Origin of the sequence: Mumia sp. zg.B17, from assembly GCF_019550915.1 — a bacterium.
Classification (GTDB): domain Bacteria; phylum Actinomycetota; class Actinomycetes; order Propionibacteriales; family Nocardioidaceae; genus Mumia.
Map to the genome: position 1 here is coordinate 62,709 of NZ_JAHWCI010000001.1, position 22,494 is coordinate 85,202.

The 22,494-nt window shown below is 71.5% G+C and carries 26 protein-coding genes and 1 riboswitch; of the genes, 15 read left to right on the forward strand and 11 right to left on the reverse strand.

Annotation, left to right across the window (positions count from 1 at the left end; genetic code table 11):
- Positions 1-6 precede the first annotated feature (6 nt).
- The gene (locus KV097_RS00335) at positions 7-675 is read left to right on the forward strand and encodes a hypothetical protein (RefSeq protein WP_220345512.1); all 669 of its coding nucleotides are present in this window, start codon (positions 7-9) and stop codon (positions 673-675) included.
- On the opposite strand, the gene KV097_RS00340 is transcribed toward KV097_RS00335, so the two are convergent.
- The 4 genes from KV097_RS00340 to KV097_RS00355 form a co-directional block, all read right to left on the reverse strand.
- A complete protein-coding gene (locus KV097_RS00340) occupies positions 672-1,202 on the reverse strand; it encodes a MarR family winged helix-turn-helix transcriptional regulator (protein WP_220364776.1) in 531 nt (176 codons plus the stop codon). The genes KV097_RS00335 and KV097_RS00340 overlap by 4 nt on opposite strands.
- Before the next feature lie 72 nt (positions 1,203-1,274).
- Entirely contained in the window at positions 1,275-2,780 is a 1,506-nt protein-coding gene (locus KV097_RS00345; RefSeq protein ID WP_220345511.1) for a gamma-aminobutyraldehyde dehydrogenase, read from the reverse strand.
- 84 nt (positions 2,781-2,864) lie between these two features.
- Positions 2,865-3,038 carry a hypothetical protein gene (locus tag KV097_RS00350; RefSeq protein ID WP_220342345.1) on the reverse strand — a complete coding sequence of 58 codons (174 nt, stop codon included), beginning with the start codon at positions 3,036-3,038 and terminating at the stop codon, positions 2,865-2,867.
- A gap of 80 nt (positions 3,039-3,118) precedes the next feature.
- Entirely contained in the window at positions 3,119-4,744 is a 1,626-nt protein-coding gene (locus KV097_RS00355) for a PucR family transcriptional regulator (protein ID WP_220342344.1), read from the reverse strand.
- A 91-nt stretch (positions 4,745-4,835) separates the two neighbouring features.
- Here KV097_RS00355 and KV097_RS00360 point away from each other — a divergent pair, with 91 nt between their 5' ends.
- From KV097_RS00360 to KV097_RS00400, 9 genes are read left to right on the forward strand one after another with little or no spacing between them, the layout of a single operon-like run.
- Positions 4,836-6,359 carry a CoA-acylating methylmalonate-semialdehyde dehydrogenase gene (locus tag KV097_RS00360; protein ID WP_220345509.1) on the forward strand — a complete coding sequence of 508 codons (1,524 nt, stop codon included), beginning with the start codon at positions 4,836-4,838 and terminating at the stop codon, positions 6,357-6,359.
- A gap of 10 nt (positions 6,360-6,369) precedes the next feature.
- Positions 6,370-7,695 carry an aspartate aminotransferase family protein gene (locus KV097_RS00365; protein WP_220345508.1) on the forward strand — a complete coding sequence of 442 codons (1,326 nt, stop codon included), beginning with the start codon at positions 6,370-6,372 and terminating at the stop codon, positions 7,693-7,695.
- The gene (locus KV097_RS00370; RefSeq protein WP_220364777.1) at positions 7,682-9,121 is read left to right on the forward strand and encodes an FAD-binding oxidoreductase; all 1,440 of its coding nucleotides are present in this window, start codon (positions 7,682-7,684) and stop codon (positions 9,119-9,121) included. The genes KV097_RS00365 and KV097_RS00370 overlap by 14 nt, the downstream gene beginning before the upstream one ends.
- Before the next feature lie 53 nt (positions 9,122-9,174).
- A complete protein-coding gene (locus tag KV097_RS00375; RefSeq protein ID WP_220342340.1) occupies positions 9,175-10,269 on the forward strand; it encodes an ABC transporter ATP-binding protein in 1,095 nt (364 codons plus the stop codon).
- Complete coding sequence (locus KV097_RS00380; protein ID WP_220364778.1) at positions 10,266-11,432, forward strand: spermidine/putrescine ABC transporter substrate-binding protein; 1,167 nt, start codon at positions 10,266-10,268, stop codon at positions 11,430-11,432. The genes KV097_RS00375 and KV097_RS00380 overlap by 4 nt, the downstream gene beginning before the upstream one ends.
- Complete coding sequence (locus KV097_RS00385) at positions 11,429-12,337, forward strand: ABC transporter permease (RefSeq protein ID WP_220364779.1); 909 nt, start codon at positions 11,429-11,431, stop codon at positions 12,335-12,337. The genes KV097_RS00380 and KV097_RS00385 overlap by 4 nt, the downstream gene beginning before the upstream one ends.
- On the forward strand, positions 12,334-13,194 hold the full coding sequence (locus KV097_RS00390; protein ID WP_301022787.1) for an ABC transporter permease: 861 nt from the start codon (positions 12,334-12,336) through the stop codon (positions 13,192-13,194). The genes KV097_RS00385 and KV097_RS00390 overlap by 4 nt, the downstream gene beginning before the upstream one ends.
- 5 nt (positions 13,195-13,199) lie before the next feature.
- Positions 13,200-13,544 carry a cupin domain-containing protein gene (locus tag KV097_RS00395; protein WP_220364780.1) on the forward strand — a complete coding sequence of 115 codons (345 nt, stop codon included), beginning with the start codon at positions 13,200-13,202 and terminating at the stop codon, positions 13,542-13,544.
- Between the two features lie 52 nt (positions 13,545-13,596).
- Positions 13,597-14,310: an SGNH/GDSL hydrolase family protein gene (locus KV097_RS00400; protein ID WP_220342336.1), complete on the forward strand. Its 714-nt coding sequence runs from the start codon at positions 13,597-13,599 to the stop codon at positions 14,308-14,310.
- A gap of 9 nt (positions 14,311-14,319) precedes the next feature.
- Here the strand turns inward: KV097_RS00400 and KV097_RS00405 are convergent, their stop codons facing one another.
- Genes KV097_RS00405 through arsM form a run of 3 tightly spaced genes read right to left on the reverse strand, consistent with a single transcriptional unit; the run spans position 14,320 to position 16,606 of the window.
- A complete protein-coding gene (locus KV097_RS00405) occupies positions 14,320-14,724 on the reverse strand; it encodes an arsenate reductase ArsC (protein WP_220364781.1) in 405 nt (134 codons plus the stop codon).
- Positions 14,721-15,797 carry an ACR3 family arsenite efflux transporter gene (arsB, locus tag KV097_RS00410; RefSeq protein WP_220342334.1) on the reverse strand — a complete coding sequence of 359 codons (1,077 nt, stop codon included), beginning with the start codon at positions 15,795-15,797 and terminating at the stop codon, positions 14,721-14,723. Before arsB ends, KV097_RS00405 begins: the two co-directional genes overlap by 4 nt.
- Positions 15,794-16,606 carry an arsenite methyltransferase gene (gene arsM / locus KV097_RS00415; RefSeq protein WP_220364782.1) on the reverse strand — a complete coding sequence of 271 codons (813 nt, stop codon included), beginning with the start codon at positions 16,604-16,606 and terminating at the stop codon, positions 15,794-15,796. The genes arsB and arsM overlap by 4 nt, the downstream gene beginning before the upstream one ends.
- Positions 16,607-16,691: 85 nt before the next feature.
- Between arsM and KV097_RS00420 the strand changes: the two genes are divergently transcribed.
- The 5 genes from KV097_RS00420 to KV097_RS00440 all read left to right on the forward strand — a co-directional run bounded on the left by KV097_RS00420 (position 16,692) and on the right by KV097_RS00440 (position 20,493).
- Entirely contained in the window at positions 16,692-17,045 is a 354-nt protein-coding gene (locus KV097_RS00420; protein WP_220342332.1) for a metalloregulator ArsR/SmtB family transcription factor, read from the forward strand.
- A gap of 39 nt (positions 17,046-17,084) precedes the next feature.
- Positions 17,085-17,205, forward strand: a riboswitch (TPP riboswitch).
- A complete protein-coding gene (locus KV097_RS00425; protein WP_308289282.1) occupies positions 17,195-17,836 on the forward strand; it encodes an ECF transporter S component in 642 nt (213 codons plus the stop codon). Its footprint overlaps the riboswitch before it by 11 nt.
- A complete protein-coding gene (locus tag KV097_RS19500) occupies positions 17,833-19,299 on the forward strand; it encodes an ABC transporter ATP-binding protein (RefSeq protein ID WP_220364783.1) in 1,467 nt (488 codons plus the stop codon). The genes KV097_RS00425 and KV097_RS19500 overlap by 4 nt, the downstream gene beginning before the upstream one ends.
- Complete coding sequence (locus tag KV097_RS00435) at positions 19,296-19,985, forward strand: energy-coupling factor transporter transmembrane protein EcfT (RefSeq protein ID WP_220364784.1); 690 nt, start codon at positions 19,296-19,298, stop codon at positions 19,983-19,985. The genes KV097_RS19500 and KV097_RS00435 overlap by 4 nt, the downstream gene beginning before the upstream one ends.
- Positions 19,986-20,040: 55 nt before the next feature.
- A complete protein-coding gene (locus KV097_RS00440) occupies positions 20,041-20,493 on the forward strand; it encodes a MaoC family dehydratase (protein ID WP_220345498.1) in 453 nt (150 codons plus the stop codon).
- Between the two features lie 43 nt (positions 20,494-20,536).
- Here the strand turns inward: KV097_RS00440 and KV097_RS00445 are convergent, their stop codons facing one another.
- The 4 genes from KV097_RS00445 to KV097_RS00460 form a co-directional block, all read right to left on the reverse strand.
- Positions 20,537-20,917 carry a CrcB family protein gene (locus tag KV097_RS00445; RefSeq protein ID WP_220345497.1) on the reverse strand — a complete coding sequence of 127 codons (381 nt, stop codon included), beginning with the start codon at positions 20,915-20,917 and terminating at the stop codon, positions 20,537-20,539.
- Positions 20,914-21,375, reverse strand: coding sequence for a CrcB family protein (locus KV097_RS00450; protein ID WP_220364785.1), 462 nt, complete (start codon positions 21,373-21,375; stop codon positions 20,914-20,916). The genes KV097_RS00445 and KV097_RS00450 overlap by 4 nt, the downstream gene beginning before the upstream one ends.
- A gap of 102 nt (positions 21,376-21,477) precedes the next feature.
- Positions 21,478-21,858 carry a fluoride efflux transporter CrcB gene (gene crcB, locus KV097_RS00455; protein ID WP_220345495.1) on the reverse strand — a complete coding sequence of 127 codons (381 nt, stop codon included), beginning with the start codon at positions 21,856-21,858 and terminating at the stop codon, positions 21,478-21,480.
- On the reverse strand, positions 21,855-22,301 hold the full coding sequence (locus KV097_RS00460; protein ID WP_220364786.1) for a CrcB family protein: 447 nt from the start codon (positions 22,299-22,301) through the stop codon (positions 21,855-21,857). Before KV097_RS00460 ends, crcB begins: the two co-directional genes overlap by 4 nt.
- Positions 22,302-22,494: the final 193 nt, after the last annotated feature.

Genomic DNA, 22,494 nt, shown 5'->3' on the forward strand with positions numbered 1-22,494 from the left:
GCCGTCATGGACGGTGCGTCGGTGGTGGAGCAGGGGCCTGGGTGGACCTGGTGGCGCACACCCTCGGGCGTCTGGGTCGAGGTCGCCGACGACCTCGCCTGCGTGCTCCCACCCGAGGCCGCGGCGGGGGTCGTCTCAATCGCCTGGCCACGCGGTCGGTGGAGGTTCACCTTCCGCGGCGACCCCGTGCCGTACGAGGCGCCCATGGCGGTACGCGCCGACCCCTCGCTGACCTGTGCGATGACGGTCCTGGCGGCAGCGAAGCAGGCCAAGGTGCACGGAGATGCCGACGTACGCGCCACCTTCGGCGAACTCACGTCCCGCGAGCCCGCCGACGGCCTCACCGCCGGGGAGACCGCCGGCGTCCTCGACGTGCGGGCCCCGACCGAGCCGGAGCGTGACTCGCTCGTGGACGTCGTCGTGGCTCAGGCGCGCGCTCGTGCGACCCGCGACCGCACGCGGGTGGAGGTCGACCGCGACGAGATCCACGGGCCGCTCGTCCTCGATGCCCTCGCCGTACGCACGCTGACCGACGAGGTGGGCGCGGTGGAGATCGGGTCGCCCGGCGCGGACCGGGCCGCCCGAGCGGTCCGACGCGGCGAGCGTGCGGTCACCCTCGTGGTGCGTGAGCGGGACGAACGGCTGATCCGCGCCGCGCTGGCCGCACTCTCCTAGGTGTCGGAACGGGGAGCCGGGACGTCGCTCGCGGGCCCGCGCACGGGCTCGTCAGCGCCTCCGTGGTCGGCGTACTCGCGCAGGATCGCGATGGCGTCGTCGAGGAACGTCGAGATCGTGCGGGCCGACTCGTCATCGAGGTCGGAGGTGAGCTCGCGGATGGCGGAGATCAGCGGAGAGAGAGCACGTCGGGCGTCGGAGTAGGCGGAGCCGGTCGGCTGGAGGCTGGTGCGACGCCGGTCGGTCGGGTGCGGAGTGCGCTCCATGTGACCCGACGAGACCAGGCGGTCGACCGCGACGGTCGCCGAGGCGGACCGGATTCCGAGCCGGTGGGCCAGGTCGCCGACGCCCAGGGGTCGCGGCAGTGCCGCCATGGCGTTGTCGAGCGCCAGGGCGTCGGTGACGCCGATCCCGATCTCGGAGGCGAGGCGGGCGTGCACCGATGGTGCGACGCGCAAGAGCTCTCGCAACTGCATCCCGAGCGTGAACCGGATGTCGGTCTGGTCGACCGGAGGCAGCGAGTCCACAGACCTATGTTATACGCCCGTCAACAGATAGACCTTCTATGCAATCCCCCCGCTTTGCTGAAGTGCCGCCGGTCACACCCCCATGACGGTGCTGTGCCACGGCCTGCGAGCAGTGCCGGTCACGTCCTGCATCACGTGCTTGACCTGGGTGTACTCCTCGAACGAGTACGCGCTCATGTCCTTGCCGTAGCCCGACTGCTTGTAGCCGCCGTGCGGCATCTCGGAGACGATGGAGATGTGGTCGTTGATCCACACGCAGCCGGCCTGGATCTCCGCGGCCGCGCGCTGGGCACGGTAGACGTCACGCGTCCACGCCGACGCCGCCAAGCCGTACGGGGTGTCGTTGGCGAGCCGGACCGCCTCGTCGTCGGACTCGAACGGAAGCGCCACCAGAACCGGCCCGAAGATCTCCTGCTGGACGGCCTCCGCGTCCTGGGGGAGCCCCGTCAGGAGGGTCGGCTCGTAGAAGAAGCCCGAGCGCTCGGGCGAGCTTCCACCGCACACCACCTGGGCGCCGGCGGCCCGGGCGCGGTCGACCATCGCGGCCACCTTGTCGCGGTGCGCCGCCGAGCTGAGCGCCCCGAGGTCGGTCGCGGGGTCAGTGGGGTCTCCGACGACCACCTTGCCCATCAGCTCGGCGACCCCGTCGACGAACGCCTCGAAGAGGCTCGCGTGGACGTACGCCCGGGTGGCCGCCGTGCAGTCCTGCCCGCCGTTGATCAGCGAGCCCGCGACGGCGCCACGGACGGCCGCCTCGAGGTCGGCGTCGTCGAACACGACGAACGGCGCCTTGCCGCCCAGCTCGAGGTGTACGCGCTTCACCGAGGCGGCGGCCGTCGTCGCGATCTGCCGGCCGACCGCCGTCGACCCGGTGAAGGACACCATGCGGACGCCCGGGTGGCCGACGACGGCGCTCCCGGTCGTCGGACCGGGGCCGTTGACGACGTTGACGACACCGTCGGGCAGCCCGGCCTCGGTGGCGGCCTGGGCGAGCATCAGGGAGGTGAACGGTGTGATCTCGGCCGGCTTGAGGACCACGGTGTTGCCAGCGGCGATCGCCGGGAGGACCTTCCAGGCCGCCATCTGGAGCGGGTAGTTCCACGGGGCGACCGAGCCGACCACGCCGATCGGCTCACGCCGGATCGAGGAGGTGTGGTCGGCGGAGTAGCGGGCGCTCGCCCTGCCCTCCAGGTTGCGGGCAGCCCCGGCGAAGAAGGCGGTGTTGTCGATCGTGCCCGGGACGTCGAACTCCGTGGACATCCGGATCGACTTGCCCGTCTGCAACGTCTCGGCGGCGGCGAGGTCGTCCGCGATCTGCTCGAGCCGGCGCGCCAGCGCGTGGAGCGCGGTGCTCCGCTCACCAGGGGTGGCGGCGGACCATCCGGGGTACGCGCGGGCCGCTGCGGCCACCGCGTCGTCGACGTCGGAGTCTGTGGCCGAGGCGAACCTGCGTACGACCTCCCCCGTCGCGGGGTTGCTGACCACGACGTCGTCGGCACCGGAGCCGTCGGCGTACCGACCGCCGATGTGCTGTCCGGCGGGGATGCTGGCGGGGTCGAAGGCGCGGGGTGTGGTCATGGCGCGATTCCAGCACGTCGTCCGCGAGCGGACAACAGCCGGTGTGTCACCACAGGGTCGTCTGCGGTGACGTCGTGTCGCCGCTCAGGCGATCGTCTTCGGCAGTGCGATGACGAGGAGGGCGGCGAAGAAGGCGAGCACCAGGCACGCCGCGGTGGTGCCGACGAGCTTGGCGGACGTCGCGCGGTCGACGACGAGCGGCAGCATGCCGAAACCTGCCACCACGGTGAAGACGGCGATCCAGCCCCAGGTCGTCATGTCGTGCTCCTCGCTCCCGTGGCCGCCGGTGCGGCCTGGGTCACCAACCTATCGGTCGAGGCGGCGTCGACCGCGCGCGGTCACCGCGGCTGGTCGTGCACCAGGAGGGCGACCCCCAGGGCGAGCCGGGAGTCGGCGTCGTCGAGGCGGACGCCGAGGATGCGCTCGAGGTGCGCGAGCTTCTTGTAGAGCGCGGGGCGGCTGCGGTGGCTGACGCGCGCCAGCTCGGTCTTGTTGCCGCCCACGGCGAGGTACTGGCGGAGCAGCTGGAGCATCCCGTCCTCGTGCGTCGCCTCGTGGACGAGCAGCCGGTCGAGCTCTGCCTCGGCGAACGCCTGGACCCGCGGGTCGTCCTGCAAGAGGGCCACGAGTCCGTGGAGACGGACGTCGCTGGCCCGGAAGAACGGTCTGCGGCGTGCCGGTGGCAGGGCGTGGGCCACCTCCGCGACGTGCTGGGCGTGCCGCAGCCCAGCGCCGGCGGTGAGCACCGTCTCGGCAGGGACGCCCACGCCGACCGACACGGGATCGAGGTCGGGCTGGCGGACGCGCTGGGCGTGCAGGGTCTCCGCGAGCTGCGCGACAGCGGCGTCGCCGCCCCGCTCGCCGGTCGCGAGCAGCACCGCCACCTCCACAGGCCCGAGCGAGCCGAGGATGAGGGGGAGCCGGGCGTCGCGCCCGGCCTGGGCGACGCGCTCGACGAGGCGCCGTGCGCCGCGGTGGGCCGCCACCGGATCGGTGCTCGTCCCTCCGGCGCGCGGTGCGGCGCGCACGACGAGGGCCACGTACGGCGCCACCGCGGGGAGCCCGAGCGCTCGGGCGCGCGCCTCGGCCTCGGCGACGTCGACCACGCGACCCGCGGCGAGCTCGGTGAGGAATCCACCCTGAGCCTGGTGGGTGATCCCGAACCGGTCGCTCTCCACCATCCGGCCGAGCTCCAGCGCCTGGGCCGCGCGCTCGAGGACCATCGCGAGGCGCTCCTGGTCGGAGGCGGGATTCACGACGACCAGCCGGCCCCAGCGCTGCTGCTGCACGCCGACCGGGGAGGTCATCCAGCCCTCGGGCCCCGTCACGCCGGTGAGGTCGGTGAAGGCGACCAGCCGCGAGCGTCGCTCCCACGCCTGGAGCAGGCCGGCGGCGGGGCGCCCCAGCGCCGCGTAGGCCACGACGTGACGAGACAGGTCCTCGAGCACGACGGACGAGCCGGCCAGGGCGGCGGTCTCCTCGACGATCACCTGGGCCCCGGCTCCCTCGAGGCTCAGCGAGGTGAAGCGTTCGTGGACCCGCCGCGCGAAGTCGACGTGCTCGTACTGCTCGGCGACGATCGCACGGTGCACCTGCTCGGTGATCTCGACGAAGCGGGTGGGCCTCCGGAGGGCGACCACGGGGAACCGGCGCCGACGGGCGACGGCCAGCGCCGCCGCGGGCACCGCGCTGAAGGACTCGCCGAGCTCGACGAGGAGCCCGGTCGCGCCGGCGTCGACGAGCTCACCGACGTACGCCGCCGCGTCGGCCTCGTCCCCCCGCATCGCCAGGCCGGTGGAGAGGAGCAGCTCGCCGCCGGTGAGCAGCCCGGTGACCTCTCGGACCTCGCTGACGTGGACCCAACGGACCTGCCGGTCGAGCCGGTCGGCGCCCGCCAGCACCTGCGGCTCGGCGACGCGGAGGGCGTCCGAGGCCAAGACGGCGCGGAGCGTCGGGAGCGGCATGGCAGAAGGCTACACTCCGCAATCCTGTGTCGAGCACGGGTGACAATCCGTCCATTGTGGGGGGTGGCCCGCCAGGCGCACGCTCGTGCCCATGAGCACTCCCACCGTGATTCCGCACTGGCTCGACGGCGCGCCGTTCCTCGGCAGCTCCAGGTCCGGCGCCGCCGCTCGTACCGGCGATGTCACCAACCCCGCGACCGGCGCCGTGACCGGGCAGGTCGTCTTCGCCGACCAGGCCGACGCCGAGCGCGTGATCGGTGCGGCCTCGGCCGCGGCGCGCTCCTGGGCCGACACGTCGGTCACCAGGCGCACGCAGACCGTCTTCGCGTTCCGCGAGATCCTCAACGCCCGCAAGGAGGAGCTCGCGGCGATCATCACCGCCGAGCACGGCAAGGTGCTCGACGACGCTCTGGGGGAGGTGACCCGAGGCCTGGAGGTCGTCGAGTTCGCCTGCGGGATCCCGCACCTGCTGAAGGGTGGCTACTCCGAGGGCGTCTCCTCCGGGGTCGACGTGCACTCCAAGCGCCAGCCGCTCGGCGTAGTCGGGATCATCAGCCCGTTCAACTTCCCGGCGATGGTCCCGATGTGGTTCTTCCCGGTCGCGATCGCCGCGGGCAACACGGTGGTCCTCAAGCCGAGCGAGAAGGATCCCTCGGCCGCAATCTGGATCGCCGAGCGGTGGAAGGAGGCTGGGCTGCCCGACGGTGTCTTCAACGTCCTCCAGGGGGACAAGGTCGCTGTCGACGCACTCCTGGACAGCCCCGACGTCAAGGCGATCAGCTTCGTCGGCTCGACGCCCATCGCCCGCTACGTCTACGAGCGGGCGAGCCAGTCGGGCAAGCGGGTGCAGGCGCTGGGTGGTGCCAAGAACCACATGGTCGTGCTGCCCGACGCGGACCTCGACCTGGCCGCGGACCAGGCGGTCAGCGCCGGCTACGGCTCTGCCGGCGAACGCTGCATGGCGATCAGCGTCGTCGTCGCCGTCGGTGGAGTCGGGGACGAGCTCGTCGCCAAGATCGCCGACCGCACGCGCACCCTGCGCACCGGCGACGGGACGAAGGGCGCCGACATGGGGCCGCTCGTCACCCGGGCGCACCGCGACAAGGTCGCGTCGTTCGTCGATGCCGGCGAGGAGGCCGGAGCCAAGCTGGTCGTGGACGGGCGCGAGGTCGCCGCCGACGGTGGAGCGGAGGGCTTCTGGCTCGGCCCCACGTTGTTCGACCAGGTCACGCCCGACATGAGCGTCTACACCGAGGAGATCTTCGGCCCGGTCCTCTCGGTCGTGCGCACCGACACGTACGACGAGGCCGTCGCCCTCGTCAACGCGAACCCGTATGGCAACGGTGTCGCGCTGTTCACCAGCAACGGCGGGGCCGCGCGGAAGTTCGAGTACGAGGTCGAGGTCGGGATGATCGGCATCAACGTCCCGATCCCGGTGCCGATGGCGTACTACTCGTTCGGAGGGTGGAAGAGCTCGCTCTTCGGCGATAGCCACGCGCACGGGACCGAGGGCGTCCACTTCTTCACCCGTGGAAAGGTGGTCACCTCGCGGTGGGGTGATCCCGCCGTGAAGCCCGTCGGCGGCCTCGAGCTCGCCTTCCCGAAGAACAGCTAGAGAGGACGTCATGACGAACCGCACGTACGAGCTCGACCGCGCGCACGTCTTCCACTCGTGGGTCGCGCAGGCCTCCATGAACCCGATGGTGATCGAGAGCGCCGAGGGGAGCTACGTCGTCGACGACCAGGGGCAGCGATACCTCGACTTCTCCTCGCAGCTGGTCTTCACCAACATCGGGCACCAGCACCCGCGCGTGGTCAAGGCGATCCAGGACCAGGCCGCGCGCCTGTGCACGATCGCGCCCCAGCACGCCAACGCCGCCCGCTCGGAGGCCGCGGCCCTCGTCGCCGAGCTCGCGCCCGAGGGGATGGACCGCGTCTTCTTCACCAACGGCGGGGCGGACGCCGTCGAGCACGCCGTGCGCATGGCGCGCCTGCACACCGGACGCCGCAAGGTGCTGAGCCGCTACCGCTCGTACCACGGTGGCACCCAGACCGCGGTCAACCTGACCGGTGACCCGCGGCGCTGGCCCAACGACTACGGGGCGGACGGTGTCGTCCACTTCTTCGGGCCGTTCCTCTATCGCACCGAGTTCCACGCGACGACCGAGGCCGAGGAGTGCGAGCGTGCGCTCACGCACCTCGAGCACACGATCCAGATGGAGGGGCCCGACACGATCGCGGCGATCATCCTCGAGACCATCCCGGGCACCGCGGGCATCATGCCCCCGCCGCCGGGCTACCTCGAGGGGGTTCGGGCGCTGTGCGACCGCTACGGGATCGTCTGGATCGCCGATGAGGTGATGGCCGGGTTCGGCCGGACCGGCACGTGGTTCGCACTCGACCTGTACGACGCGACACCGGACCTCATCACGTTCGCCAAGGGCGTGACGTCGGGATACGTGCCGCTGGGCGGCGTGATCATCTCCGAGCCGATCTACGAGACCTTCGCCGACCGGCCCTATCCCGGCGGCCTCACCTACTCGGGCCACCCGCTCGCCTGCGCCGCCGCGGTCGCCACGATCGAGACGATGAAGGACGAGCGCATCGTCGAGAACGCCGCCACGCTGGGGGAGACGGTCTTCGCACCGGGGCTCGCCGAGCTGGCCGAGCGACACCCCTGTGTCGGTGAGGTCCGTGGGGTGGGGGCGTTCTGGGCGCTCGACCTCGTCGCCGACCGGGAGACCCGGGAGCCGCTGGCACCGTACGGGGGGACGAGCCCGGCGATGAACGAGATCGTCGCGGCGTGCAAGAAGCACGGGCTGCTGCCGTTCGTGAACTACCACCGCCTCCACGTCGTGCCCGCCCTCAACATCACCGCCGACGAGGCGCGTGCCGGTCTGGCGGTCCTGGACGAGGCGCTGTCGGTCGGCGATGCCCATGCCGCACGCTGACGCGCGCGCACGCCGGCACCCGACCGTCTTCGAACGGCAGCCGGCGCCCGCCGCTGCCGTGGAGGCCTCGCTGGAGCAGACGCGCGACGCCTGCTTCTGGCTCGACGACGTCGCGGACGCGGTGACGTACCCGGTGCTGCACGGTGCGTACAGCGCCGACCTGCTGGTGGTCGGCGGTGGTTACACCGGCCTGTGGACCGCGGTGAAGGCCAAGGTCCGCAACCCGGCCGCGCGGGTGGTGCTGATCGAGGCGCAGACCGTCGGCTGGGCCGCGTCGGGGCGCAACGGCGGGTTCTGCGACGCCAGCCTGACCCACGGCGAGGACAACGGCCGCACCCGCTGGCCGGACGACTTCGACACGCTCGAGCGGCTGGGCCAGGACAACCTGGAGGCGATGGCCAAGGCGATCGACGCGCTCGGCATCGACTGCGAGCTCGAGCGCTCCGGCAGCCTCGACGTGGCTGTCGAGCCGTACCAGGTCGACCAGCTCCGCGAGTCCGGCGCCGAGGTGCTCGACGCCGACGCTGTGCGCGCGGAGGTGAACAGCCCGACGTACCTCGCGGGCGTCTGGCACCGTGACTCGACCGCGATGTTGCACCCGGCCAAGCTGGCCAAGGAGCTCGCCCGGGTGGCGGCGGGCCTGGGGGTGGAGATCTTCGAGAACAGTGCGGCCGAGTCGCTGGAGACCCACGGACGCACCGGGCCGGTGGTGGTGCGGACCCCACGCGGGTCGGTCCGCGCCGACCGGGTGGTGCTGGCGACGAACGTGTTCCCGTCGCTGCTGGCCCGCACCCGGCTGATGACCGTGCCCGTCTACGACTACGTGCTGATGACCGAGCCGCTCAGCCCGGCCCAGCGCGACGCGATCGGGTGGCGGCAGCGTCAGGGCGTCAGCGACATGGCGAACCAGTTCCACTACTACCGGATCACGCCGGAGGGCCGGATCCTGTTCGGCGGGTACGACGCGGTCTACCACTACGGGCGCAAGGTGCGTTCGGCCTACGAGCACCGGCCGGCGACGTACCGGGCGCTGGCGTCGCACTTCCTCACCACCTTCCCTCAGCTCGAGGGCATCCGGTTCACCCACCGGTGGGCCGGCGCGATCGACACGTCGACGCAGTTCTGCGCCTTCCACGGACTGGCGAAGCAGGGCCGGGTGGCCTACACCGCCGGCTTCACCGGCCTGGGGGTCGGCGCCACCCACTTCGCCGCCGACGTGATGCTCGACCGGCTCTCCGGCGAGCGGACACCGCGCACCGAGCTGGAGATGGTCCGCAAGAAGCCGCTGCCGTTCCCGCCGGAGCCGGCCGCGGCGCTCGGCATCAACGTCACGCGGTGGGCCCTCGACCGGGCCGACCATCGCGAGGGCCGGCGCAACGCCTGGCTGCGTGCGCTGGACGCGGCAGGGCTCGGGTTCGACTCCTAGATCGCGGCGGGTTCGACCAGCGGGGGCTGACACGGGAACACGGAAGGGTACGCATGACCACCACCACGGTCTCGCTGAGCGGGATCCGCAAGACGTACGGCACGGTGACCGCCGTCGACGGAGTCGACCTCGACATCGCCGAGGGGGAGTTCCTCTCGCTCCTCGGACCGTCGGGCTGTGGCAAGACGACGCTGCTGCGGGTGATCGGCGGGTTCGAGGAGCCGGACGAGGGTGACGTCCTCCTCTCCGGGACGTCGGTCGTCGGCGTGCCCCCGAACCGGCGCGCGGTCAACACCGTCTTCCAGGCGTACGCACTGTTCCCGCACATGACCGTCGCGGAGAACGTCGCGTACGGCCTGCGCCAGCGGCGGGCGGGCCAGCCGCGCCTCGCCAAGGCCGTGATCGCGGAGCGGGTCCGCGAGGCGCTCGCGCTGGTCCGGATGAGCGACTACGCCGAACGGCGCCCGAAGAAGCTGTCCGGCGGCCAGCAGCAACGTGTCGCGCTCGCCCGCGCGATCGTGAACCGACCCGACGTGCTCCTGCTCGACGAGCCGCTGTCGGCGCTGGACCGCAACCTGCGCGAGCAGATGCAGGTGGAGCTCAAGCTGATCCAGCGCCAGGTCGGCATCACCTTCGTGTTCGTCACCCACGACCAGGCCGAGGCGTTGTCGATGAGCGACCGGATCGTGGTGATGAACGCCGGCCGGATCGAGCAGGTCGGGACGCCGGAGGAGGTGTACGGCGCGCCCGCGACGGCGTTCGTCGCGGGGTTCATCGGCACCCAGAACTTCGCCGACGGCATCGTGAAGGACGGTGCCGTGATCGCCGACGGCGTCACCTTCGTGCCCGAGTCGTCCGCGCTCGACGGCATGGACGACGGCGTCGCGGCACGCGTCGCGGTGCGCGCCGAGGCTGTGACGGTGACGGCCGACGAGCCTGTGGTGGGTGCGCCGAACGTCGTCGCCGGCACGCTCGCCAGCACGTCGTTCCTCGGCGACGTCGTGCAGCACGTCGTGCTCGGCGAGGAAGGCCGGGAGGTGCTGGCGAGGACCCCTGCGTCCACGTCGCCTGCGCTCGCCACCGGGTCGACGGTCTGGGCGACGTGGGAGCCGTCCGCCGTCCACGTGTTCGCGGAAGAGCAGGGATGACCCGCCGACGCCCGCCCGCCACGGTGCGGGTTCTCGCACCGCGCGCCGAGGCGGGGCGGATCAGCAGGCGGGCGCTGCTCGGCGGCTTTGCGGCGATCGGCACCGCGACGCTGCTCGGGTGCAGCGGCAGCCGCACGATGGCGACCACCGCCGTGCCCGACGGAACCCTCGAGGACCGGCTCAACGTCTACTCGTGGGGCGACTACGAGAGCCCGGACAACATCCGCGCGTTCCGCAGCTCGCACGACATCACCGTCCAGGTCGACAGCTTCGCCTCCAACGAGGAGATGATCGCCAAGATCGGCGCGAGCCGGGGGACCAGCGGGTACGACGTCCTCGTCCCGTCGGGCCAGTTCGTCCCGATGATGGTCGCGAACGACCTCCTGTCCCCGCTGGACCACCGTCTGATCCCGAACATCGCGAACCTCGAGACGGCGTTCGTCGACCAACCCTGGGACCCGGGCAACACCCATGCCGTCCCGAAGGCGTGGGGGACGACGGGCTTCGCCTACGACACGACGAAGGTGGACGGCAACCCGACCTCGTGGCGCGATTTCCTCGATCTCGCCGCGGGGCAGGCGAGCGGCTCCGTGTCGCTGCTCGACGACCCGTGGGAGGTCGCCTCGATCTACTTCGGCTCCGAGGGGATCGACCCGAACACGACCGATCCGAAGGCGCTCGACGCGGCGGAGGCGTACCTGACGAGCCGGCTCGCCCCGCACGTACGGGCCTTCAACTCGGCACCGACGCAGAGCGTCGTCCAGAACGAGCTCGCGCTGTTGCAGATGTACAACGGCGACGCCCGGCTCGCCTTCTCCGAGTCCGACGACCCCGACCGGTGGCGCTTCGTCTACCCGACGCCGACCGCGAACCTGTGGGTCGACACCTGGGCGATCGCGCGGGGCGCGCAGCACGTCGACGCCGCGCACGCGTTCATCAACTTCATGCTCGACCCCGAGACCGCGATCGGCGAGGTCGACTGGAACGGCTACCCGACCGGGATCACCGGCCAACGGGACCTCGCCGAGGAGTGGGAGCTGGAGATGCTCGACCTGATCTTCCCGTCGGACGCGGTGGTCTCGCGACTCACGCCGGCCACGCTGAGCGATGCCCAGGACCGTCTCACCGCGATCCTCGAGCACGTCCAGGCGAAGGCGGGATGAGGACGATGTCGCGACTCCGTCCCCGCGCGACGAGCGCCTGGCTGTCGTTCCCCGTGTGGGCGTGGCTGGCGTTCTTCGTGTTCACCCCGCTGGCGCTGGTCGTCTGGTACTCGTTCGGCGAGAAGCCCGACCTCTTCACCGCCGTCTCCATGGACAACCTGTCGTTCGACCGGTACGCCGAGGTCCTCGACGGCGTCTTCATGTCGACGTTCTGGGCAACGCTGAGGATCGCCGCCACCGGCACGCTGCTGTGCCTCCTGGTCGGCGTCCCGTTCGCGTACTGGATGGCCGTCAAGGTCGACCCGCGCTGGCGCCCGCTCCTGCTCGCCCTCGTGCTCGTGCCGTTCTGGACGAACTTCCTGGTCCGGACGCTCGGTTGGCAGATCATCCTGTCGCCGAACGGCATGGCGTCGGACGCACTCCAGTGGCTGGGCATCCTGAGCGGCCCGCTCGACGTCCTCTACACGCGTGGGGCCGTCCAGCTCGGCGTCGTCTACAACTACCTGCCGCTGATGATCCTGCCGCTGTACGTCGTGTTCGAGCGGCTCGACCCGAGCCAGCGGGAGGCGAGCCGCGACCTCGGCGCCGGACGGTGGAGGACCTTCTTCTCCGTCACCGTCCCCGACACGCTGCCGGGGATCGCCTCGGGTTGCCTCCTGGTGTTCATCCCGCTGATGGGCGACTTCCTCACCGCGTCGGTGCTCGGCGGCGCTCGCGGCACGATGATCGGCCAGGTCGTGGCACGCCAGTTCACGTCGGCCCAGAACTGGGCGCTCGGGGCGGCGATGGCCGTCACGCTGATGGTGTTCGTGCTGCTGACGGTGGTGCTTGCCGCCGCGGCCTTCCTGCTCGTACGGGCGGTCATACGACGAGCCCGCCACCTGAACCTGGAGGTGACGCCGTGAGCGCCACTCGTCGCCGTACGGATCCGGTGAACCTCGCGCTCGCGGTGCTCGGCGTGCTGGTCTTCGTGTTCCTCTTCCTGCCGATCCTCGTGATCGTCGTCTACTCGTTCAACACCGGCCGACTCCTCGGCGCCTGGGACAGCTTCGGGTTCGACGCGTACACGCGGGCCTGGGAGAACCCGGTCATCGGCAACGCCGTCCGTACGTCGCTGGTCTCCGGGGTGCTCGCGTCGCTCGTGGCCACCGTGCTCGGGACGGTGGGCGGTGTCGCGCTCGCCCGCGCCCGGTCCGGCGCCCGGTGGGCGGGGCTGCTGACCGCGCTGCTCGCGGTCACGCTGATCACGCCGGAGGTCATCGACGGCATCGCGATCCTGCCGTGGCTCGTGACGCTCGGGACCGACGGCGGGCTCTCGGTCGTCAACAACGGGATGGTGCGGCTCGTCATCGTGCACACCTCGCTCGCGCTCGCCGTGGTCACGTTCATCGTCCGGGCGCGCATGCGGGGGATGGACGAGCAGATCGAGGAGGCGGCGGCCGACCTGTACGCGAACCCGTGGAACAGGTTCCGTCAGGTCACGATGCCGCTGGCCTGGCCCGGCATCTTCGCCGGCGCCCTGATGGCGTTCACGCTGAGCCTCGACAACACGATCGTCGCCTCGTTCATCCAGGTCCCCGGCTACACGCCGTGGCCGGTCTATGTGTTCGGGTCGCTCAAGGTCGGGCTGCGGCCGGAGATCGCCGCGGTGTCGACCGTGATGCTGCTCCTCACACTCGCTGCGCTCGCGGTGGTGTGGGCGGTGCTGCGCCGCTCGGGCGACGACAACGCCGCCGTCGCCTCGACGTTCACGGGCGGGTGAGAGACATGGATCCCGTCGACGACCGCGTCGCCTCCGTCGACGTGCGGACGCACGCGCTCACCGGTGACGCGCTCGACCCGAGCGACGTCGTCGCAGGGGTGCCACAGACGGCCTCGGCCGTACTCGCTGCGCTCGGGGACACCGAGGTCGGGATCTGGGAGATGACTGCCGGCACCGTCCGTGACACCGAGGTCGACGAGGTGTTCGTGGTGCTGTCCGGGGACGCGACCGTACGGTTCGAGGACCGTAGCGCCCTCGAGCTGCGACCCGGAGTCGCCGTACGCCTGCACGCCGGCGATCGCACGGTGTGGGAGGTGCGCGAGCGGCTGCGGAAGGTCTACGTGGCCTGATCTGTTCCGCAGGTTCTCACCGTTCGGCGCCGCGGGGAGTGATCATGGGGTGGTGAGAGCACGTCGCGTCGCCCGACCACGTCTGCTGGACGTCTCCTGGCGGGCGCGTCTGGCCGTGGTTCTGCTCCTCCTGACGATCAGCGCGGCGTTCCTCACCGACCTCGGGCAGAGCCGGGCCGACGCCGTGCGGTGCGAGCGGTTCACGTCGCAGTCCGAGGCACGCCGGGTCGTCGGCGCCCCCGCCGGGAAGCGGGTCGTCGTGATCGGCGACTCCTGGTCCGCCGGGCTCGGTCTGGACGATGCCGGCGACGCCTGGACATCCCGGTTGTCGGGGCAGGTCCACGTCGACGCGTTCTCCGGTTCGGGCTTCAGCCGGTCCGCGAGCCCGTGCGACGGCTCGTGGTTCGCCGCCCGTGCTGCCCGTGCCGTGGCCGGCGGAGCGGATCTGGTGGTGATCGCAGGAGGGCTCAACGACGTCGACCAGACGCCGGAGGCGGTCCGGGCCGGCTTCGAGCGCGTGATGAGGTCCGTGCAGGGTCCGCCCGTGGTCGTGGTCGGGCCCGCCGCCGCGCCGGCCCGCGAACGGGGGGCGCGGCGGGTGGACGCCCAGCTCGCGCTGCTCGCGGGCCGGGCCGGGGCGGCGTACGTCTCGACGGTCGGGCTCGACCTGCCCTACCTCGACGACGGGCTCCACCTGACACCTGCGGGTCATCGAGAGCTCGGCGACTTCGTGGCCGAGAGTCTCGTGGACCTCGGCGTCGACTGACGCCTCCGCTCAGTCGACCGGCTCGAGGCTCTCGACGAGTCGTCGGACCCGGGCACGGATCTCGTCCCGGATCGGGCGGACCTCCTCGAGGGTGCGTCCCGCGGGGTCGTCGAGCACCCAGTCCTCGTACCGGGTGCCGGGATAGACGGGGCACGTGTCGCCGCACCCCATGGTGACGACGACGTCGGCGCGCCGGACGTCGGTCGTCTCGAGGAGCCGCGGCTGGTTCTGGGCGATGTCGATGCCGAGCTCGGCCATGGCTGCCACGGCGACAGGGTTGAGCCGGTCAGCAGGCTCGGAGCCGGCAGACAGCACGGTGACGGACTCGCCGGCGAGGTGCCGGACGAAGCCGGCTGCCATCTGAGAACGGCCTGCGTTGTGGACACAGACGAAAAGCACGGTGCGAACGCTCATCGGGGGATCTCCTGAGGTGGGGGTGGCCGGAGGGCGCGGGCGGCGTAGACGAGCGCCAGGAGCGCGGGCACCTCGATGAGAGGGCCGACGACGCCGGCGAGGGCTTCACCCGAGGTGGCGCCGAAGGTGCTGATCGCCACGGCGATCGCGAGCTCGAAGTTGTTGCCGGCAGCCGTGAACGCGACCGTCGTCGTCCGTGCGTCGTCGAGCCCGGCGGCGCGCGAGCCGATCCAGGCGAGGGCGAACATCGCGACGAAGTAGAGGAGCAGCGGCACGGCGATGCGTCCGACGTCCAGAGGTCGGCGGGTGATGGCGTCGCCCTGGAGGGCGAACAGCACCACGATCGTGAACAGCAGCCCCCACAGCGCGAGCGGGCTCACCGTGGGGAGGAAGCGGGTCTCGTACCAGGTGCGGCCCTTGAGGCGCTCGCCCAGGAGCCGGCTGGCGGCGCCGGCGGCGAGCGGGATCCCGAGGAACACCAGCACGCTGATCGCGATCGCTCCCACGCTCAGCTCGGCGCTGGTCGTCGGCAGGCCGAGCCACGCGGGGAGGATCTGGAGGTAGAACCAGCCGAGCGCGGCGAACGCGACGAGCTGGAACACGCTGTTGATCGCCACCAGGACGACGGCGGCCTCCCGGTCACCGCAGGCGAGGTCGTTCCAGATGAGGACCATCGCGATGCACCGGGCCAGGCCGACGATGATCAACCCGGTGCGGTACTCGGGGAGGTCGGGAAGCAGCAGCCAGGCGAGCGCGAACATGAGCGCCGGACCCACGATCCAGTTCAGCGTCAGCGACACCGCGATCAGACGGCGGTCGCCGAGGATCGCGCGTGTCCGGTCGTAGCGGACCTTCGCCAGGACGGGGTACATCATCACGAGCAGGCCCAGCGCGATCGGCGCGGAGACCTCCCCGATCTCCCAGCCGCCCAGCGCGTCGTCGAGTCCGGGGACCAGGCGCCCGACCAGCAGCCCGACCGCCATCGCGGCGACGATCCACACCGGCAGCAGCCGGTCGGTCGCCGACAGCCGCCCGGCGAGAGCGGGGCGGGTGCCGGCGTCGGAGACCGTCATGCAGTCGGCTTGGTGGCACGGATGATCGCACCGTGCATGCCCGGGGCCGCCTCATGGGTCAGCTCGACCGTCGCGTCGGCGAAGCCCGCCGCGGCGAGCCCGTCGAGGTACTCGCTGCGCGACAGCGCGCCGGCGATGCAGGCGACGTACGACCCGCGCTCGGCACGGTCGGCCGGCGTGAGGTGGTCCTCGGCGACGACGTCGGAGATGCCGATGCGCCCGCCCGGAACCAGGACGCGGAACATCTCGGCGAGGACCTGGGGCTTGTCGACCGACAGGTTGATCACGCAGTTGGAGATGACCACGTCGACGGCCGCGTCGGGCAGCGGCACGTCCTCGATCGACCCCTTGAGGAACTCCACGTTCGTGGCCTCGGCCTTCGTGGCGTTGGCCCGGGCCAGGTCGAGCATCTCGTCGGTCATGTCCACGCCGTACGCGAAGCCGTCGGGACCGACGCGCCGGGCGGACAGCAGGACGTCGATCCCACCGCCGGAGCCCAGGTCGAGCACCTTCTCGCCGGGGCTCAAGGCAGCGACGGCGAGCGGGTTGCCGCAGCCGAGCGACGCGGCGAGCGCCTCGGCCGGGAGCTCGGCCGCCTCGGCGCTCGAGTACAGGCCGGCACCGAACGAGGGATCGACCTCCGCGGTGGAGCCGCCGCAGCACGAGTCCGCGGCGTCGGCGGCCGGTGCGCAGCACGACTCGGTCGTCGCGAGAACCAGGTCGTTCGTGGTGCCGGATCGGGCCTGGACGGCGGCGGTGGCGTAGCGCTCGCGGACCTGCTCGACGAGCTCGTCGTTCGTGAGGGTCATGATGTCTCCTGAGATCGAGGAAGTTCGATGCATCGAACACTACCGATTGATCGACGGATGTCAATACGTGTGGCACGATGGGGTGATGGACATGACGCTTCCCGTCCTCGAGACCTCCGCCGGAGCATGCTGCTCGCCGCTGACCGGGGGCGTCCTCGACGACGACCAGGCCGCGGTGCTCGCCCGGATGTTCAAAGCCTTGGGTGATCCGACCAGGGTGCGGCTGATGTCGCTGATCGCCGCGTCCGAAGGAGGCGAGGCCTGCATCTGCGACCTCACCGAGCCGGTCGGGCTGAGTCAGCCGACCGTCTCGCACCACATGAAACAGCTCGTCTCCGCCGGCCTCGTCACCCGCGAGCAGCGAGGCCGATGGGCCTACTACCGCGTCGTCGACTCCGCGCTGACCGATCTGGCGTCCTCGCTGCGGACCGCGCCCTAGCGGGCGCTCGTCACGACGCCGCGGGTGCGGCTAGAGTCGACCTCACGACAGGGGAGCGCAGGTGCCCGAGGGGCACGGTGCGCTGAGAGTGCGGAAAGCCCGCAGACCCTCCGAACCTGCACCGGTTAGCACCGGCGAAGGGAGTCACCGTGGCTGATGCCATTCGTCCTCGCACGTCCTCGACCCGCTACCGCACGATCGACCTCGTCACGGTGGCGATGCTCGGCGTGGCGATCGGCGTGGTGTTCTGGGGATGGAACCAGCTGTTCGCCGTCGTCAGCGGCACGGCGCTGTTCGCCTACCCCCCGAGCTCCGGCCTGATCTCCGGCGTCTGGCTGATCGGCGGTGTCATCGGCGGGCTCGTCGTCCGCAGACCCGGCGCCGCGGTCGGTACCGAGGTGGTCGCAGCCGTCGTCTCCGGCCTGCTGGGCAACCAGTGGGGCATGTCCGTCCTCGTCTCGGGCCTGATCCAGGGCCTGGGGGTCGAGCTGGTGTTCGCCCTCTTCCTGTACCGCCGGTGGGGTGTCGTCGTCGCCGCCGCAGGAGGCGCGCTCGCCGGGGCGTTCGAGGCGGTGTACGAGTGGTACGCGTACTACGCCGACTGGGCCTTCGGCTACCAGCTCGTCTATCTCGTGTTCCTCGCGGTGTCGGGGGCGCTCGTCGCGGGCGTCGGAGGGTGGCTGCTCGTCCGGGCCCTGGCGAAGACGGGTGCTCTCGACGCCTTCGGGGCCGGTCGCGAGCACCACGACCGAGCCGCGGCGTCGTCCACGAGCCCTTCCCCGCGAGCGTGACCGGATCGGTCGCGTTCCGCGGCTTCGGCTGGCGTCCGCTGGGCCGGCGCACGCCGGTCGTCGCCGGCCTCGACCTGCGCGTCGACCCGGGTGAGCGGGTGCTGCTGGCGGGGCCGTCGGGTGCCGGGAAGTCGACGGTGCTCCGGGCCGCCGCAGGGGTGCTCGAGACCACCGGCGACGGCGACGCCCTCGGCGAGGTCACCACCATCGGCCGCGTCGGCATGCTGCTGCAGAACCCCGGCGACGCGGTGGTCGCCGAGCGGCTCGGCCGCGACGTGGCCTTCGGGCTCGAGAACGCCCGCGTCGCCCCGGCTGCGATCTGGCCGCGGGTGCGCGACGCGCTGCGAGCCGTACGCCTGCCGTACGGCATGCAGCACCCGACGTCCGCGCTGTCCGGAGGAGAGCTTCAGCGCTCCGCGCTGGCCGGGGTGCTGGCGTCGCAGGCGGACCTCCTGCTCCTCGACGAGCCGACGTCGATGCTCGACGACGTCAACGCCGACGCCGTACGCCGCTGCGTCGCGGAGGTCGTCGCCGAGACAGGGGCGACCCTCGTCGTGGTCGAGCACCGCATCGCCCCGTGGCTCCCTCACGTCGACCGTGTGGTCGTCCTGGGCCACGACGGATCCGTGGTCGCCGACATCGACCCGGTGAGCTTCGTCGCCACACTGCGCGACGACCTCGCCGGCGTCGGGGTGTGGATGCCGGGGGTCGCCGCGCCGGAGCCGGTCGAGCCGCCGGTCGTGCTGGTCGAGACCGACCGCGCGGTGCCGCGCCTCGATGCGCTCGCGCTGGGCGTCGACCTGCGTCGCACCGACATCCGGGGCGCCACTGTCACCGCGGCGCTGCGCGACGTCGACGCCGCCCTGGAGTCGCGCGCCGTCACCGTTCTCAGCGGGCCGAGCGGGGCGGGCAAGTCCACGTTGCTCGAGGTCGTCGGGGGTCTGCGACGTCCGGGTGCCGGCGAGGTGCGAGGGCTGGGTCGACCGCCGCACCGGATCGGTTCGCGCGATCTCGCCGCGCTGATCGGGTGGGTCCCGCAGAACCCGGAGCACGGCTTTCTCACGACCCGCGTCCGCGACGAGATCGCGGCGACCTCCCGGCGGATCGGCGTCCCGGTCGACGTCGACGCCGTTCTCGTCCATCTCCGGCTGGACCACCTCGCCGACGCGAACCCGTACCGGCTCTCCGGCGGGGAGCAGCGACGGCTGGCCCTCGGTGCTGCCCTGGCTCACCGTCCGCCCGTCCTCCTGCTGGACGAGCCCACCGTCGGTCAGGACCGGGGTACGTGGGCTGCCGTCACGGGGTGGATGCGTGCCGCTGCGGGTGCCGACGCGGTGATCGGCGCGGCCAGCCACGACGCCGATCTCGCAGCGCGGGCCGACCGTGTCGTGCCGCTCGAGGGCGGTCGTAACGTCGCGCCCGGGCCTGCGCCCGCGCCCGCACCGGTGGACGACGCTCGATGAGACGCTTCGTCCGAGATGCCAACCCGTTGGTGCTGCTCGCGATCGGCACGCTGGCGATCGTCGCCTCGCTGGCGGTGCGCGACCTGCAGACCGCGTGCCTCGCTCTCGGCGCGTACGCGGTCGCCGGTGTCGTCCTGCTCCCGTCGCCGAGGTTCGCGCTCGCCCGCTTCGGGGCGATCGCCGTCGCCTCGGTGTCGCTCGTGTGGTCGACGTGGTGGCTTGGTGGGCGTGATCTCGAGGTCGCCCTGACCGCGGGCCTGCGCATCGTCGTGCTCGCGCTGCCCGGGGCGGTGCTCGCGGCGTACGTCGACCCGTCGAAGCTGGCCGACCAGCTCGGCCAGCGGTTGCGGCTGCCGGCGCGGCCGGTGGTGGCGTTCGCCGCGGCGATGCAACGCTTCGGTGCGCTGCGCGAGACGTGGGGCCAGCTCGACCGGACGCGACGAGCGCGTGGGTTCGGGCCGACGCGCAGCCCGTTATCACGGGTGAGGCACGCGGTCTCGCTCGCGTTCGCGCTCCTCGTGTCCGCGCTGCGCGACGCGACCCGGATGTCGGTGGCGATGGACGCACGCGGCTTCGCCTCGGCGCAGCGGCGCACCTGGGCGGAGCCGGCGCCGTGGTCCCGCGCCGACAGCGCGCTGCTGGCTCTCGGCGTCGCGCTCGCCGCCGTACCCTGGCTCGTCCGCTGAGCTCCTCCCCTCTAGGATCGGGGCAGTAAGCGAGCGCTTAGTGCGGAGGAATCGGATGCGCGTCTTCAAGAACCTGGCCGAGCTCACCTCGTGTGTGGGGGAGGAGCTCGGCGTCAGCGAGTGGCACGAGATCACCCAGGAGCAGGTCAACCTGTTCGCGGAGGCGACCGGTGACCACCAGTGGATCCACGTCGACCCCGAGAAGGCAGCCGCGGGGCCCTTCGGTCGTACGATCGCGCACGGCTACCTCACGGTCTCGCTGATCCCGATGCTGGCCGCGGAGACCTACAAGGTCGAGAGCGTGAAGATGGGCGTCAACTACGGGTCGGACAAGGTCCGCTTCCCCGCGCCGCTGCCCGTCGGGTCCAAGGTGCGCGGTCGCGCGAGGCTCGTCGAGGTCGTGCCGGTCGCCCTGGGCCAGCGCGTGAGCGTCGAGTTCACGATCGAGGCCGAGGGCATCGACAAGCCCGTGTGCGTCGCGCGCACGTTGGCGATCTTCGCGGAGTAGCCGCCTCACGCCACAGGACCGTGTCCGGCGACCGCCGTAGGAGTCAGAGGCTTCTGCTCCATGCGCACCCGAGCAGCGCGAGCGCAACCGCCGCGACGAGCACGCCCAGCCCGTACGTGGCGGCGAGGACGTAACGCTTCTCCCGGACCAGCGTGACGGTCTCGAGGCTGGCCGCGCTGAATGTCGTGTAGCCGCCCAGGAAGCCTGCCCCGACCGTCACCGCGATGTCGGACGGGGCCCGGTCGCCGGACGCCAGGCCGAGGAGGCAGCCCAGCAGGAGAGACCCGGTCAGGTTGACGATCATGGTTGCCCAGGGGAAGCCCGAGCGCGACGTCCTGGCTGCGACCGTCCACGTGACCACGTAGCGCACGCCGGCCCCTGCGCCGCCGGCCACGACGAGCATCAGGAACTGGAGGAACGTCACGAATCCGCCCCTCCAGCCTCGTGCCTGTCCGCAGCCCTCCGGTCATGGAGCCCGGACGCGAGCACGATGCCCAGCAGCGTCGCGCCGGCGCCGACCACGACGGTGCCTAACGCGTACGCGAGACCGATGCCGATCCTGGAGTCGTCGAACAGCGCCGCTGTGCCCGTCGCGAGCGCGCTGTAGGTCGTGAGCCCACCGCAGAACCCCGTACCGACGAGCAGCATCGAGCGCCTCGTCCGCTCCGGCGCAGGAGCGGTGCGGGTCAGGGCTTCGAACAGGTAGCCGAGGATGAACGCGCCGATCACGTTCGCCAGCGGCACCACGAACAGGGCCCCGTCCGTGTGCCGACCGGCGAGCACGAGTCCCTCGCGCGCTGCCGCGCCGAGGGTTCCTCCGAAGACGACGAGCCCGATCGATGCTGCGCGAAGGGGCGCGCGTCCCCGTCTCGTCGTGCTCACCGTGATGGGTTCCGATCTCGTCCGGGGTGGCCGGTGCGGCGACTGTCCCTCCGATTGTCCGTCACACGCGCACCCTCGAGATCTTCGCGGAGCTAGCCGCGGCTACAGGGTCTTGCCCCAGACGAATCCGAGGAGCGAGAGCGCGACGCCTCCCCCGAGGATGCCGAAGGCGTAGGCGGCAGCCGCACCATAGCGCATCTCGCGGATCAGCTGAACGGTCTCGAAGCTTGCCATGCTGAACGTCGTGTATCCGCCGACGAACCCCGACCCGACCACGGCGCGTACGTCTGCCGAGGCGAGCCTGCTGACGACGAGGCCGGTGACAAGTCCAAGCACGAAGCAGCCGCTCAGGTTGATGAGTGCGGTAGAGATCGGGAAGGGTGGCTCCGGGTTCCTCGACCTGATCGTCTCGTCGAGGACGAAGCGCACGCACGCGCCGACGCCGCCGGCCACGATCATCAGGAGGAAGAGCGGAAAGGTCATGTCTCGACCTCGGTGTCGCCGGTGCTCCGCGCGCGCAGCCGCGACGCGAGCATGAACCCCGCGAACGTCGCGACGGCACCGAGGATGATCGTCCCTATGGCGTACGACACGCCGATGCCGACCCGTGAGTCGTACAGGAGCACGGCCGTCTCGGTAGCGAGGTAGCTGTACGTCGACAGCCCGCCGCAGAACCCGACCCCGATGAGCTGCATCCACGGCGAGGTGTTTTCGGTGCCAGGCGCCTTGCGGGCGAGCGCCTCGAACAGGTAGCCGAACACGAACGCGCTGAGGATGTTCACGACGGGGACGACGATGGGGATCCCGTCTCTGTTCGGGATGGCGAGCTTGAGGCCCTCGCGAGCCGCGACCCCGACCATCGCACCCACGAAGACGAGCGCGACCGAGCCACCGCGGATCTTCGTCGGTCGGGAGTTCGACGCCATGACAGAAGCCCCCGTCGCATGGTGAGAGTCGCCTCCTGCCGACAGTAGGCCGGACGGTCGATACCCGCGCGCCGGACGTGTCCTGGCAGCTCTGTTCGGCTTGCGGCGGTTCGGGCCGCGGCGAACCATCGAGAAACGACGACACCCAGGTTGGTTGTCTGTCCGGTGTCCAGCCGTGAGCGCTGACGAGGGG